Annotated in this window: 12 protein-coding genes; 7 read left to right on the top strand and 5 right to left on the bottom strand. The window is 35.0% G+C overall.

Annotated elements, in window-relative coordinates:
* Positions 1-37: 37 nt before the first annotated feature.
* From AAC601_RS08915 to AAC601_RS08905, 3 genes are all read right to left on the bottom strand, one after another.
* On the bottom strand, positions 38-2,035 hold the full coding sequence (locus tag AAC601_RS08915; RefSeq protein WP_340153041.1) for an OmpA family protein: 1,998 nt from the start codon (positions 2,033-2,035) through the stop codon (positions 38-40).
* 65 nt (positions 2,036-2,100) lie between these two features.
* Positions 2,101-3,216 (bottom strand): mechanosensitive ion channel domain-containing protein, encoded by a 1,116-nt coding sequence (locus AAC601_RS08910; protein ID WP_340153040.1) that lies wholly within the window; start codon positions 3,214-3,216, stop codon positions 2,101-2,103.
* On the bottom strand, positions 3,213-6,143 hold the full coding sequence (locus AAC601_RS08905) for a hypothetical protein (protein ID WP_340153039.1): 2,931 nt from the start codon (positions 6,141-6,143) through the stop codon (positions 3,213-3,215). The genes AAC601_RS08910 and AAC601_RS08905 overlap by 4 nt, the downstream gene beginning before the upstream one ends.
* A gap of 202 nt (positions 6,144-6,345) precedes the next feature.
* On the opposite strand from AAC601_RS08905, the gene AAC601_RS08900 reads away from it, so the two are divergent.
* The 7 genes from AAC601_RS08900 to AAC601_RS08870 all read left to right on the top strand — a co-directional run bounded on the left by AAC601_RS08900 (position 6,346) and on the right by AAC601_RS08870 (position 12,394).
* Entirely contained in the window at positions 6,346-7,971 is a 1,626-nt protein-coding gene (locus AAC601_RS08900) for an ATP-binding cassette domain-containing protein (RefSeq protein WP_303268845.1), read from the top strand.
* A 44-nt stretch (positions 7,972-8,015) separates the two neighbouring features.
* A complete protein-coding gene (locus AAC601_RS08895) occupies positions 8,016-9,128 on the top strand; it encodes an MBL fold metallo-hydrolase (RefSeq protein ID WP_340153038.1) in 1,113 nt (370 codons plus the stop codon).
* A complete protein-coding gene (locus AAC601_RS08890) occupies positions 9,121-9,819 on the top strand; it encodes a pseudouridine synthase (protein WP_340153037.1) in 699 nt (232 codons plus the stop codon). Before AAC601_RS08895 ends, AAC601_RS08890 begins: the two co-directional genes overlap by 8 nt.
* A gap of 66 nt (positions 9,820-9,885) precedes the next feature.
* Positions 9,886-10,236 carry a translation initiation factor gene (locus AAC601_RS08885; RefSeq protein WP_340153036.1) on the top strand — a complete coding sequence of 117 codons (351 nt, stop codon included), beginning with the start codon at positions 9,886-9,888 and terminating at the stop codon, positions 10,234-10,236.
* On the top strand, positions 10,202-10,720 hold the full coding sequence (locus AAC601_RS08880; RefSeq protein WP_340153035.1) for a DUF2062 domain-containing protein: 519 nt from the start codon (positions 10,202-10,204) through the stop codon (positions 10,718-10,720). The genes AAC601_RS08885 and AAC601_RS08880 overlap by 35 nt, the downstream gene beginning before the upstream one ends.
* A gap of 169 nt (positions 10,721-10,889) precedes the next feature.
* Positions 10,890-11,747: a universal stress protein gene (locus AAC601_RS08875; protein ID WP_340153034.1), complete on the top strand. Its 858-nt coding sequence runs from the start codon at positions 10,890-10,892 to the stop codon at positions 11,745-11,747.
* 170 nt (positions 11,748-11,917) lie between these two features.
* Positions 11,918-12,394 carry a Dps family protein gene (locus AAC601_RS08870; protein ID WP_303268839.1) on the top strand — a complete coding sequence of 159 codons (477 nt, stop codon included), beginning with the start codon at positions 11,918-11,920 and terminating at the stop codon, positions 12,392-12,394.
* Between the two features lie 67 nt (positions 12,395-12,461).
* Here the strand turns inward: AAC601_RS08870 and AAC601_RS08865 are convergent, their stop codons facing one another.
* Together AAC601_RS08865 and AAC601_RS08860 are read right to left on the bottom strand one after the other, a co-directional pair.
* Entirely contained in the window at positions 12,462-14,057 is a 1,596-nt protein-coding gene (locus AAC601_RS08865) for a glycine betaine ABC transporter substrate-binding protein (RefSeq protein ID WP_340153033.1), read from the bottom strand.
* Entirely contained in the window at positions 14,054-14,950 is an 897-nt protein-coding gene (locus AAC601_RS08860; RefSeq protein ID WP_303268836.1) for an ABC transporter ATP-binding protein, read from the bottom strand. The genes AAC601_RS08865 and AAC601_RS08860 overlap by 4 nt, the downstream gene beginning before the upstream one ends.
* Positions 14,951-15,027 lie beyond the last annotated feature (77 nt).

Below are 15,027 nucleotides of genomic sequence, written 5' to 3'. Positions count from 1 at the left end.
AATAAAGTATCCCTTAAGGGGAATTAAGCGACTTGCACTAATCAAATACAATCTCAAATTCCACTCTCCTATTTTTTCTTCTGCCCTCAGCTGTGTCATTACTTTCTACTGGTTGCATTTCTCCATATCCTACAGCATCTAATCTTAAAATAGCAATACCATGATCCATTAAATACCTCTTAGTGGCTTGTGCTCTCTTATGGGACAGTAACAAATTGGCATCATCATTTCCTTGATTATCTGTATGTCCGGAAATTTTCAATTTGTAATCAGGGTTTTCTCTCATTACAGTTACGACTTTATCCAAAATCGGCAGGGATTGTTCTCTTATTACATCAGAGGCCAACTCGAATTCAATTCCTTCCAAGGCTTCCTTGAGTACTTCCTTTGTTTCTTCAGTAATTTCAGGGCACCCCTTATTTTCAGCAACTCCTGCTAATGTTGGGCAATCATCTTCGGTGTCAATAATACCATCTTGGTCAGTATCTTTTGGTTTCGGTTTTTCCCAATTCATACTAATTATTTTTATGGTAATCCGATCTTCCAGTGCAATTCCATTTTTTAAGGCTAAATCTGTAATTGAATAGAAAGATTTTTTTTCTCCAGCACCTTTTATTCTCAATCTATCGCGATGAATATTTTTCTTTTCAAAGTATTCACTCACAGCTTTAGCTCTATTATAAGCTAACCTATCATTTTCTGCAGCTAATGGTAATTGGTTAGTATGTCCTGTGATTTCAATTTGCATTTGAGGATAGCTTTGTAACAAAGATGCAAACCTATCTAATTCAAAATATGCATCAGATCTGAAGATATCAGCATTACTCACGAAAGTAATGTGATGAACAGGAATCTCAGAGCCCACTGCAACAGGAAGCATTCCTAACTTCTGCTCCTTTTCGAAGTACTCAGTTAATTTAGTTAAATCTTGATATTGCAGGATTCCAATATATCCTTTTTTTACAGCTACATACTGATAGAGCGTACCACTTTCTAAAATGTGAGAAAACCCAGTTTCTGCATCGGAAATGACATCCTCCTTCTTCTCATAATTATTAGTATTAACAAATTCAATTTGAGCTTCTAAATTATCACCATTTGAAGCGTTAAGTACCTCCCCTTTTAAAATCAAGACAGGGTCAGGTCTAAATTTGTAAGGAAGTATCATTTCATAAATATCCTTAGAACCCGCTATACTGCCCTTAGTAGTTACAAAATAGGCGTTTTCTCCTGCAGCATCAATTGTATAATACGCTTCAAATTCTTTGGAATTTACATCCGCACCCAAGTTTTCGGGTTTTGACCAGTTCTGCCAGCTGTCATCCAATCTTTTGGAATAGAAAATATCAGCATCGCCATATCCGTTGTGACCATAAGAGGAAAAAAATAGTGTTTTATTATCAGCTGCGAGAAATGGGGAGAATTCTGGAGATGTGGTATTAATTTGTCCACCCAAATTTACAGGCTTAGACCAATTCCTTTCATCAATTCTAAAACTGACGAATAAATCTTGATCACCAAAGCTTTCTTCCGTTTCAATTGCTAATAAAAGGGTTCTTTCATTATTGGATAGGTAATAATCAATATATTCATTTAAATTATAAAATTCTTGAATGTAAATCATCTGAGGATATTGCCATCGTCCACCTTTTCTATAAGATATAGAAGCACCATCCAGCACGTCTCCATACTCATTATAGCCGTTAATAACCAGCAAAGTATTACCATCAGGCGTAACTGAACTTACTCCATTAGGATATTTATCATTCAAGGGCTCTCCAATATTTCGAGCCTCCGACCAAGATCCATTTTGCCGCTGAGCAATATATATATCTTGAGGATCTTTAGAACCTGAATAATTCTCAGGGTAATTCTGTCTCGCAAAAAACAAGGTATTACCATCAGGTGAAATCACGGGCTTTGTTTCTTGATATGATGAGTTAACGTTGGAACCTAAGCTTTTAGGTATTTCTTGCTGTGCCCAACATAGGTTGCTTGTAATAATGGCTAGAAGGACTGATAGAACTTTATGCATGAGTCGCTATTTTATACAAATTAATCGAAATATATGCATTTTCAGAAAGCATCTACTATTACTTTTTAAAATTTGCCATCGAGAATGCCTTCTTTCACTAATTCTGTAATAATTAATTCTGTCATATCACTTTTAAATCGGAACTCATCACGAATATCCATCACGTACGCCTTAACTCTCATTTTATAAAATGAATTGGTATTATTCACTTCATTCAGGAAAAGTACAGTAATCGACTTTCCCAAATAAATATATTTAGACACTGTGGCTGCTTGTGTGGCAATTTCTCTCGTTTTAATCGTATCAACTGTCAGTGGCAAATAAATTTCAGCCACTACCTGGCAGTTCGGCTCTCCAGCATTGGAATTGGATAGAGAACTGTTCATCATCACTGCATTCGGAACTGAAACTAAAGAATCATCTGGTGTAACTATTCGTGTTGATCGCAAACCTATTTCAACCACTTCACCATAGTATTTGTCCACCTCTATTTTATCCCCAGAGACAAATGGTCGATCTAAAAGAATGACAATTCCTCCAAATATATTCTTTAAAATATCTTGTGAAGCAAAACCTATAGCAACTCCGATAGAAGCGGACACGGCTAGCATTGATGCGACTGATGGTTTGTAAATAACTACAATTATTAAAATCAGTACGATCATCCAACCCACGATTTTAACAATTGGGATTGAGCCTTTAAAGGCAATTCGGTATTTGGTGCTGCGTTCCGCTAAGGCATTTAGGATATAAGTAAGGATTCGAATAAAAACAAAACCAAATAGCAGAAATACAATGGTATAGAATATATTTCCACTAGAAACCAAGTTTGTCAACTCTTGTATTTTATTGTCGTCTATCCCACCCTCTTCCGAACCACTAGCCGTCTTTAAAACTAGTGTATCAGCTACAGCATCTTTCTTAATTGAAGAGATCGGCTCTGAATATTTATTATTGGTTCCTTTTTTGCCTATTTCCTTTACTAGTTTATTGGAATCAACTTTAACTTCAGGACTTTGAATTGAATCGATCCTAATTTGTGGTAGGCTTGAAACAATTGGATCTTTCCCTTCAAAAATACTGTCCTTGCTAACTTCCGTACTGTCTTGCGCCTGACTAATATTTAAAAGAAAAAACGCAAGAAGAAAGCAGAGAATCCATTTTACCTGTCCAGTTTTCATAATAGATTTTTTGATTTAAGTAGTTGAACAGTATTTCTGTAAATAATTGGGTTCACCAAAAATTGGCCTCCTTTCTCTATCAAAACTCCATCCTCTAATAGTTCTATAAGTAGGAATTTCGCTTTGGTTTTGCTGTACGACAACACGATTGCAAGTTGATCTACATTTAGTCCATCGTGCATAATCAAAGCTTGTACAATAAATACCCTATCGCTTTTTAAGGAGGATAAAAAGCTAAAGTCAGGTTTTTTGAAGCTTCTGATAATGATGGTTTGATCATCGACATTTTTGGTGGATAGTAACCAGAACATTAATGCCATACTGATATTACTTTTGGCAAAATTATTTAAATCTTTGAAAAATCGATCTTTTAAGTACTGTTGCTTCTCGCGATCATCAAGCTTTTTAAACTTCTTGTCATTTGCATCTTTTTCCAAAGCCTCAAATTTAATTTTGAAGCCGCTAATTCTATTTCTTTTAATTATCAATTGACTTATTTCATCGTCTTCTAGAGGCTCCAATGGCACATGATAACTAAAAAATGCACTCATTTTTAAAGACCTTTCCAAATATTCAAAAGTATAAATAGACATGGAGCCAATCCAGAATACATTTTTCTGAGTGGCTGTCATTATATCAACAAATTCGACCAAAGATTTCTGCCCGTGCAGTTTTCTCAAAAATAATTTCTGCAAATTCTCAAAAATTATGATACGCTTTTTACCTGCATTTAGATAGTCGATAATTGCCTGTTTGTCTGTCAATCCGTCCTCCAATTGCTCAGATAAACTATTAAATAAAACTTGCGGATCAGGGTCATTAAATTTCAGCTCTATGCGTATTGGAACAATATTGAATTTAATATTTTTCACTGCATAGTTTATTAGAGAGGTCATTCCGCTCCATTTTTCAGCGGTGATCAGCACGGAAGCATACTTGCCATTTATCCATGCAGAATAGGCTTTTGATATTTTTTCAATCTCACTCTCCCTCCCTTCAAAAAGAACCATGTCGGTCAATGGTTCAATTGCATACAACTTCTTGTAGATAACTGGCAAGCCCTCAATGACTTGATTAGATTCATTTAAAAAGTCAGAAACGGCACGATTAGGTTCATTTTCGATTGTTGCAGACAAAAAGCGCTTTGATAATGCTACCTTTAACTCCCAAGCCCTTTGGTAATACCTTAAGGCGAATTCCTTGAGAATATTATAATAACGCATTGTAAAATCTAAAGCCTGCTGTGTAATTGCCTCAGATTTTTGAATAGCCTTCGCTTTGCTGATTCTTAATTTTACAGCAGATACGTTTTCATTTGCCTTTAATTTTTGGAGTTCTTGAATCAATTCTGCACTCATTTCATTTAATTCTATCTGTGCATTCTTGATAATCTCTTGAAAATCAGCGCCTACTTCTTTAGCTGTATTTTCAGCTCGTTCGAACCCATCAACAATAATATTTCTTGCTTCATTCTCATCTGCTTCTGCATCTAACGAATTGGAAGCTGTGCTCAATACATATTGTACAATCTCATCAATATCACCCACCTTAACAAGTAAATTACCCATCTTCTGAAAAATAACACTTTTCAAAGTTTCTAGTTTATCACTTAATTTAGGTTCAATCTCAAATGATAATAATTCATAATTAGAAATACAGGACAATTCACTATCATCCAAAGGCCCATCAAACTGATTAGATTTGGTTACTACATACTCAGTTCCAAGCTTTTCTATACGATCGCTTACCAGATATTCTAATCTATCTAACTCGTTGAGGAACGTGTTTTTAGATAAACTCTCTTGCATCTTTTGAATCAAGCCTTTGTCTAACTGCATATTTGTGATATACTTTACTTGAGTTATCTTTTTAGCTATATTCTCCTCTGTTTTCCCATGCTCATTAAATGTAGCTTGAGCTTCGGCCAAAAATTGTTCGATTGGGTGGATATAATTGTTCTGCAATTGTTTATTCCATTCAGCTACATTTAAATCTAAGCCTTCAATACTTTCTTGTATGAATGATTGTAAAGCAGATAATTCCAACTCGGAGCGCCAATCTTCGAAAAGCGCGTAAATTGTATTATTCCATTTGTGAACCCCTTTAGAGAACTTTTTATTATATTGATGATACTCTTTTTCTAGGCGCTTTGCTGTTAGTAATTTATCATTTAATTCAATTGTTCCTGCTATCTCAAATTCTGAATCATAAATCTCACATAACTGAACGTACTTTTCATTGATATTTAGTTTAATCGTTTTAAAAAAATCCTCATTAAAGCCAATTCCTTCTGTCTGGAAATCTTGCTGATTTTTATCAACGGGAAGATCTTCATACGCTCTAAGCCGATCTAAAGAAGCTGTAAATTCTCTTAATATTTCTTGACTAATCTCATTAAAAGTTTGCTGAAAACCGTTGAGAAAATGTCTCTGAAATAAGGTCTTTGCTTTAATTTGATGCTTCCAAAAAACAATAGGCTTTTTATTCTTCCTAAAAAGATTGGTGAAATGCTGCGGTAGCTTTCCCATTCTAAAAAAGAAAATCTTAAAAACCTTTCTAAATTTTAAGCCAAATCCATCTTGTTCCTGAATATGAAATCTTGCTGCCTGTTGGTGTTTAATAATAATGTCAGGAACGTTGATTAAATTATTTTTAAATTCTTCGATCAAAGATCCGTGAAGGTTCTCAAAGTTTGCCTGCTCTAAGTGAGGTCGTTCAGCGATGGTGTTTTTGATATATTCAAAAATTGCTTGCTTATACTCATCAGTTTCCTTAAAACTTATACTTTCAGACTGAGTTGGCTTTTTCTCTTTTACAAATTCAAGATGGCTAATAATAAAATCCTTTTTTTCCTGAATAAGCTTTTGAAAATAATCTTGCAAAAATGAATGCCATTGAGAAGCAAGCTGTTCCTGATTTTCTTCCATTAATTAATTAATAAACGCTTTTAAATTTAGTGCATTTTAGTAAATAATCAATACTGTAACAAAGAAACAAGATGGAACTTGGTTTGTAGCTCCAATTCCATTTCAAGATTATCATATTGTATTTTTTCTTAAATAACTCTCTACTAAAGCTTACCACTCTCAATGAATATCCTTACCTTTGCGCTCTGATTGAAAAAATGCTATGATTAATACCAGTAATTTAACCCTCCAATTTGGAAAAAGAGTTTTATTTGATGAAGTAAATATCAAATTTACACAAGGAAACTGCTATGGTGTAATTGGTGCCAATGGAGCAGGAAAATCCACTTTCCTCAAAATTCTCTCTGGAGAAGTAAACCCTACCAAAGGTTCTGTAAGCTTAGACACAGGCAAAAGAATGGCTGTCCTAAAGCAAAACCATAATGAATTTAATGAGCACTCTGTGTTGAATACAGTGATGATGGGACACGATAAATTGTGGAACAACATCAAAGCCAAAGAAGAACTATACAGCAAGCCTGATTTTTCCGAAGCAGATGGTATCAAGGTATCAGAATTGGAGGAAGAATTTGCTGAAATGGATGGCTGGAATGCTGAATCCGATGCTGCGGCACTTTTGAGCGGACTAGGCATAGAGGAAGAGCATCACTATAAATTATTAAAAGACATTACAGGTAATTATAAAGTACGAGTACTTTTAGCACAAGCTCTATTCGGTAATCCTGACGTTTTGATTCTCGATGAGCCTACTAATGATTTAGATATTTACACCATTGCCTGGCTAGAGGATTTCTTATTAGATTTTAAAAATACTGTAATTGTAGTTTCTCACGACAGACACTTTTTAGATACCGTTTGTACGCATATAGTAGATATTGACTTCAGTCAAATCAATATGTTCTCTGGTAATTATTCATTTTGGTATCAATCTAGTCAATTAGCATTATCCCAGAAGTCATCAGCTAACAAAAAGGCGGAAGAAAAAAAGAAAGAATTACAAGAATTTATTGCTCGATTTAGTGCCAATGCCTCTAAATCGAAGCAGGCTACAAGTAGAAGAAAATTATTAGACAAAATCAATGTAGAAGATATAAAACCCTCTACTCGTAGATATCCTGCCATTATTTTTAATCAAAAAAGAGAGGCAGGAGACCAAATTTTACAAATAGAGAAATTGAATAAATCCGTAGAAGATAAAGTCTTGATTAAGGATTTAGATTTATTTGTGAATAAAGGCGATAAAATTTCTGTTTTAAGTAAGAACAGTTTGGCGACCACTGCCTTATTTGAAATTTTGAACGGCAATATGCAAGCTGATTCAGGTAGTTTCAAATTTGGACAAACCATCACGACCGCCTATTTACCAAATCATAATGATGAGTATTTCCAAGGCAATGAAAACCTAATCGATTGGTTGAGAAACTATTCAGATGAAAAAGATGAAGTTTACATCCGTGGGTTCTTGGGTAAGATGTTATTTACTGGAGAAGAGACTTTCAAATCCGTGAATGTATTGTCTGGAGGAGAAAAAGTCAGATGTATGGTTTCAAAAATGATGCTTACAGGTGGTAATCTATTGATGTTAGATGAACCTACCAACCACCTTGATTTGGAGTCTATTCAGGCTTTTAACAATGGCCTTAAGGATTTTCCTGGTACTGTTATCTTTACATCGCATGATCACGAGTTTACCAATTCAGTGGCAAATAGGATTTTAGAGCTTACACCTAACGGGGCTATCGACAGTTTAAAAACTTACGACCAGTATATGGACGATGATAGAATCCAGGAACAAAGAGCTGAACTATACGGCAAAGTGACTGCTTAAGCTGCACTAGAACTTTAAATTCATTTTTCAGTTTAATAGGATTAATGAAAACATTTTTAAAAATCATAAAAGGCTTACTAATCGTAGTAGCCTTTTTCTTTTTAGGTTATTATATGGTAAAATATTTTGTCCCTTCTGTCGGTAAAGCTCCAAATTCGGAGGAAATGGCTCAGTCTCCTTACTATTTTAAAGGGAAGTTTATTAACTCGGTACAAACTAAAAGTGCTGAGTTTAGTCAGGTTCCACAAATAGTAAGGAATTACTTTAAAAGAGACGTGGAGACAAACCCTAGCACTGACTACATTTTTACTGAAACAAATAAGCTAGAAAACGACAGTATTTTACAAGTGAATTGGTTAGGACATGCTGCAATGTTGTTTTACAAAAATGGAAAGTATGTACTGGCAGACCCAATGCTGGGCGAAAGAGCTTCGCCTTTCCAGTTTATGGGTCCAAAAAGATTCAGTGCCCCACCAATATCAGCTGAAAATCTTCCGGAATTAGAAGCTGTAGTGATTTCCCACGACCACTATGACCATTTGGATTATGAGACCATCAGAAAGATTACGGCTAAGACCAAATACTTTTACGTACCTACTGGCGTAGGCGCTAGTTTAGAATACTGGGGAGTACCTTCAGAAAAAATAAAAGAGTTTAGTTGGTGGGATACTCATACCGAGAATGGAATTAGTATCACTGCCACTCCAGCACGTCATTTTAGTGGCCGATTATTTAGTCAAAACAACACTTTTTGGGCCTCGTGGGTGATTGAAATGGAGGGAGAAAACATTTATTTTGGAGGGGATACTGGCATTTTTGATGGCTTCAAAGAAATTGATGAAAAACTAGGACCGTTTGACTTAGCAATTATGCCCATCGGAGCGTACAATGATGCTTGGCACGATATTCATATGGATGCTAAAGAGGCTGTTGATGCTTTTCAACAAATGAGGGCTGGAAAATTATTTCCAATTCATTGGGGAACTTTTGATTTGGCATTGCACAGTTGGTTTGAACCGATTTTGGAATTGGAAAACATATCAATTGAGAGGCAAATCCCCTTACTAAGCCATCCTCAAGGTAAATGGTTTAGAGTAGATGATGATAGTGATAATGCTTGGTGGAAGAAATATTCAAAGGAGATAAGTGGTGAGTGAGACATCCCTGGAAGTAATATATAGAGACGAGCATATAATTGCCATCAATAAGCCGCATGGCTTGTTGGTTCATCGCACAAAAATAGCTACCGAGACGGATTTATTTGCATTGCAACTCCTGAGAGACCAAATTGGTCAAAAGGTTTATCCTGTTCATCGGATAGATCGAAAAACCTCAGGGATACTCCTGTTTGCACTAAGCGAAGAAGTAAATTCCAGTTTGACTGCTGTATTTAGGAATCAGAAAATTGAAAAAACATATTGGGCCATTGTAAGAGGATTTACGGATTCAGAAGGTACAATTGATTATCCATTGAGAAAAGAAAACGGCCAAGTTCAAGAAGCTACTACCCATTATCAAACCTTAGCACAAACTGAAATCGATGTTCCATTAGGAAAATTTGAAACTTCTCGCTATTCTTTGTTAGAAGTTGAGCCCAAAACTGGAAGAATGCATCAAATTAGAAAGCATTTAGCTCATATTGATCATCCCATAATAGCGGATCGACCCCACGGGTGCAATAAACAGAACAAATTATTCAAGGAAAAATGGAGCATGGATAGCATGCTTTTACATGCCAAGGAAGTCAAGTTTAAACATCCTGTAAGCGGTGATGTTGTACATATAAAAGCAAATATTTCTTCGGAATTTGACAGAACCTTAGGCTTTCTTAATTTTGATTTGAAATAGAAATAATGCTTTCAAATATCCAGATTTTTGGAGGCTTTATACGTATATAACTATAGGATAACCAAGATGAGTAAGAAAAATAAAAAACATAGAGACGGGATTGTTTATTCAACTTCTAATGATTTTGAATATGATTATGAAAGCCAAGAAGAAAAAGAAACAATACCGCCTTCGGAGCAAAATTTAAAAGTGCAATTAGATAAGAAAGCCAGAGCAGGTAAGAAAGTAAGTCTGATTACTGGTTTTATTGGAAGGGAAGATGACTTAAAAGCCTTAGGAAAACAGTTAAAATCAAAATGCGGTGTTGGTGGTAGTGTGAAAGATGGTGAAATCTTAATTCAAGGTGATTTTCGAGATAAAATACTAGAAGTTTTACAAAAAGATGGCTACAGCAAAGTTAAAAAAGTGGGCGGTTAGACGAATACGTTTTTACAAAGACAAATATATATTTAAGCTCAAACGATACACTATTGCGGTACTCAGCTCGGATAAATCAGATGTTTCCATAGCCTTTAGTTATGCTTTTGGGACAATGATTGCCCTCTTGCCTACACCTGGTTTTAGTACAGCAATAGGTATAGGCTTTATGACTATTTTTAAACAGCTTAACAAAATGGCTGTTCTGCTTTCCATGATGGTATGGAATGCCATCACTATAATCCCTATTTTCTGGTTGAGTTATAAAATTGGCAGTAGCATTTCCAACACTCTTCCTGATGTGGAGGTTCAAAATGAAACTGTCCGACAAGTTCTTTTATTCTTCAAGCAGTTTGCTTTGGGCAATTTAGCTCTAACCATCCCGATTTCAATTGGAAGTTATTTTTTGGCGATTTTACTTTTACAATTAGCAAGAAGAATGAGGCTAAGAAAGACTGAATATAGAAAGAGAGAATCTGCTTAAATAATCTGTTCCTCTTCCGTCACTAATAATGACATATATCAGGTTTTCAACTAATTGAGGTCAGTGAATCTCACTATAGTTATTTCTACATTTATGATACAGATCACAAAATCAGTAAATCAATGTGATTCGTTTAGTTGAAATTCTTAACCTATAAAAAATAGAAGCCATGATTAAGCACATATTAGTCCCAACCGATTTTTCCGATTGTGCATTAAATGCATTGGAATATGCCTTACAATTTGCTAAACAAATAAATCCAGAGGCAGAAATTACAATACTGAATGCGTATACAGTACCCTTAGCCTACGCTGATTTAAATATAGCCTACGATGTGGGTGAAAGCGAGGTAGATATAAAGCAGTACATCGATTCAGAATTCAATCAATTAGAAGACAAACTTCCACTTTTAAAGGAATTCGAATATGAGACTATAAAAACTGAGAACTACGTAAAAGATGCCATTGAAGAATATTCCCTTGATAATCCTGTAGATTTAATCATCATGGGCACTAAAGGAGTGAGTGGAATAGATGAAGTGATTTTAGGAACCAATGCACACCGAGTAATAAAAGCTGAAATAGCACCTGTATTGGTAATTCCAGGAGAAGCTAAATATGAAGACATTAAAAATATAGCATTGTCAAGTGACTACAAAGGAATTATAGCAGAGTTGTTGGATCCAGTAAAAGCAATCAGACAGGCTTATTCATCTAAAATCCATTTGATACATGTAAGTCAAGAACCCATGTTGGATAAAGAGAAAGCCGAAGAAGCTAAAAATCTTGAATTGCATTTAAAAGGACTTCCTCATCAGTATCATTTCATGGTCAACAAAAATGTCGAAGAGGGAATTGATGAATTCGCTGACAACAATAAAATTGATCTATTGGTAGTGTTACCTAGAAAGAAGGGATTGTTTGAAAGCCTTTTTGGAAAGAGCGAAAGCAAATCCTTGATTTTCCATACCGATGTGCCTCTGCTAGCACTCTCACCTAATAAAAGGAAGATTATTGAGGCTGATTAAGAGGGAAAAGATAACTTCCGGTCTGTGTACCACCGACTGGAAGTTTCTTGCTTGCAGACTGAAAGGAAGTACATACTACTAATAAGACAGTAATACTACTGTGATTCCCTATGCAACAATTGCTACAAAAAATATGAAAATAAAATACTAAATTAGTAAAAATCAAAAACATGAACATAAAAAATCAAATAGGGCTAGATAATGAAAAAGCAAAACAACTAGCAGGAAAACTGAATGAACTTCTTGCAAACTATTCAATCTTTTATCAAAATACTCGAGGATATCATTGGAATATAAAAGGTGAAAAATTCTTTGAACTTCATGTGAAATTTGAAGAATTGTACAACGATTTGATCTTAAAAATTGATGAGGTAGCAGAAAGGATTTTAACTTTAGGTTATACTCCCAAACATAATTATGCCGATTACCGATCAATTTCTAAAATTAAGGAAAGTGTAGAAGTAAAAGATGGGATAAAGGCTATTGAAAATATATTAGAATCCTTTAAAACAATAATTATATTTCAACGGGAATTGCTTACTTTATCATCTGATGCGGATGATGAAGGAACAAATGCATTAATGAGTGATTATATTCGAGAACAAGAAAAATTGGTTTGGATGTACTCTGCTTTTCTGAATAAATAATAAAGAAGGCATTCGTAATTTATTGAAAGCTCAGAAAAAGTTGAAATTAAAACTCCATAATAGGACACTACCTATCATGGAGTTTATTTTTAACACCAATTTGTACCGATAAATCCTCAATAGTTTCTAAACCCAATTCTTTTGCTTGTTTTTTTCGCATCAAAATGGCAAAGGTATTATTGAATCCTAGCGTTGGGAACCACTCAAATTGAAATTGACTACTGGATTCCTTTTTCACGAAATCATATACCATTTCGGGATTAGAAATTAAGTTAGCTCTCTCCTTTCCATCTGTTTCCAAAAGCAATAATAAGGCTGTGCCCGTATATTCAGGATATATATCAATTTCATCATTCTTCATGGCGTCCATCAATAATTTAGTGCCACCAAAACCTAATTTCAGCTCTACGTTCAAATCAGTATTTTCCTCAATGATCAATTTAAAAAGATGAGCCAATATGTAGTTTTCAGTAAATGCCTTACTTCCAATTTTAATTGATTCCGTTGACAGATTTACATTATCAGAATTCCCTAGCATTTCTTTGGATTCAAGAAATTCCAGTGCCACTTCTTCGGGTTGCATTTTTTGTTCATCTACCTTAAAATTCATTTCCATCATCTCCGCATTGCTGATCTGGTTTTCCAGTTTTTTCAGACTTGTGCGAATTTTGGGATATCTGTTAATAATAGATTTTCTAGCAACAGGTGCTGCCTCATAAGGAGGGAAATAATTACGATTATCGACCAGTGTTTTCAAATCGTAGGCTTTAATTCTTCCATCAGTTGAAAATCCACTAATTACATCTACTTCTTTACTGGCCAACGCCTTATACATCAATCCTATTTCCATTTCAACATAATCCAGCTCGAAATCATAAGCTTTGAATAACCCTTGTAGTCCATCTTCACGATAGACAAATTCGGAAGGAAATCCACCTAACAAATCACTTTTGTCTGATGCAATATTCAATTTTTGGAAAGCAGACATTAGGAGATAGAACAAAACCCCTCCAAACAGAATGACTGAAAACCCACGAATGACTTTAAAACTACTTTTCTGAATTCTGCCTAAAATAGCATCGAAAAATAAAGCCAATAATGAAGCAGGAATCGCACCAGCCAAGATCATATTGGTATTATTCAGTTGAATCCCTTGAAGAATAAATTTACCTAGACCACCTGCAGCAATGAAAGCACTTAATGTGGCCACTCCCACGTTTATAACAGAAGCCGTCCTAATTCCAGCCATGATGTATGGCAAAGCCAGAGGTAATTCCACTTTAAATAGAACTTCCACAGGTTTCATTCCCATAGCTATTGCAGACTCCTTAACAGAGACATCCACCTCGATTATCCCTGTGTAGGTATTTCTCACTATGGGAAGCAAAGCATAGAGAAATAGTGCAATGATGGCAGGAACTACTCCGATCCCAAAAAATGGCAGCAGAAAGCCCAATAAAGCTAAACTGGGGATAGTTTGGATGGTATTGATCACTGAAAGAACCGTTTGGGTCGATTTTCTGAATATGGCGATCAGTACACCAATTACAACACCCAATACTACCGCAATACATAAAGAGACTAATGTCAATTCAAGGTGTTCTAATATTTGCTTTAGAACTTCCCTTTTATTCTTGAGCAAGAATTCAAAAAATGACATCATCCTTTAGCCTCCTTCCATTTATAAAAAGCTTCTATAATCAATGCATGCTGCTGACTATCGGAATTCTGTAAAAAATCAAGAACAGAAATACGATCATTTGATTCTTTCAAAATATTCTGTTCTAAAAATGGTTGAATTTCAGATATAGAAACAGAAGCCAAGGAAGCTTGGAATTGATCACCTTTTACGAAATTCTTTACTAGATCATTTTTAGGTTGAAATAATATTTCTTGCGGAGTTCCCAATTGTTGAATTTCACCATTGGCCAACAAACAAATCCGATCTGCCAAACTTACGGCCTCCAGCACATCATGAGTTACCATCACTGCTGTAAGTTTTTCATCTTGTTGAATTTGTCTAAACTCATTTCTGATTCCTACTCTGGATATGGGATCCAGGGCACTGAATGGTTCATCCAACAAAACCATCTTTGGATGGGCAACTAGTGCTCTTGCCAACCCGATTCTTTGTGCTTCACCACCACTTAATTCAGATGGAAACTTCTTAGCATAAACGGAAGGTGACAATCCCACTTTATTTAACCATCTATATACTTTCTCTTTAATAATTTCTTCACTTTCACCTTTCAATCTCATGATTGATGCAACATTATCATAAACCGAATAATGCGGAAAAAGCCCAACTTTCTGAATAACATAGCCTATTTGCTTTCTTAAGTTATATAGTTGATGTTTTCTTAAATCCTTATCTACAATCCTAATGGAACCGGAATCAGGGTTTTCTAAACCATTGATCATTCGGAGCATAGTAGTTTTTCCACTTCCACTTGCTCCTAACAAAACCATTAGCTCTCCTTCTGTCACTTCTAAATTAATACTTCTCAGCACTAATTGATTATCAAATTTTTTCTCAATATTTTGGAAGGCAATCATATGCTTGAATTTACTGCTGAAAAGCTTAACAGAAAAAGAATGTTTCCTAATTTTCAGCCAAAGCAAACAAAATAAGA

Source organism: uncultured Marivirga sp., assembly GCF_963974845.1.
GTDB classification, from domain to species: domain Bacteria; phylum Bacteroidota; class Bacteroidia; order Cytophagales; family Cyclobacteriaceae; genus Marivirga; species Marivirga harenae.
Note: the sequence above shows the minus strand (reverse complement) of the source record. Positions and strands in the feature narration are given on the sequence as shown.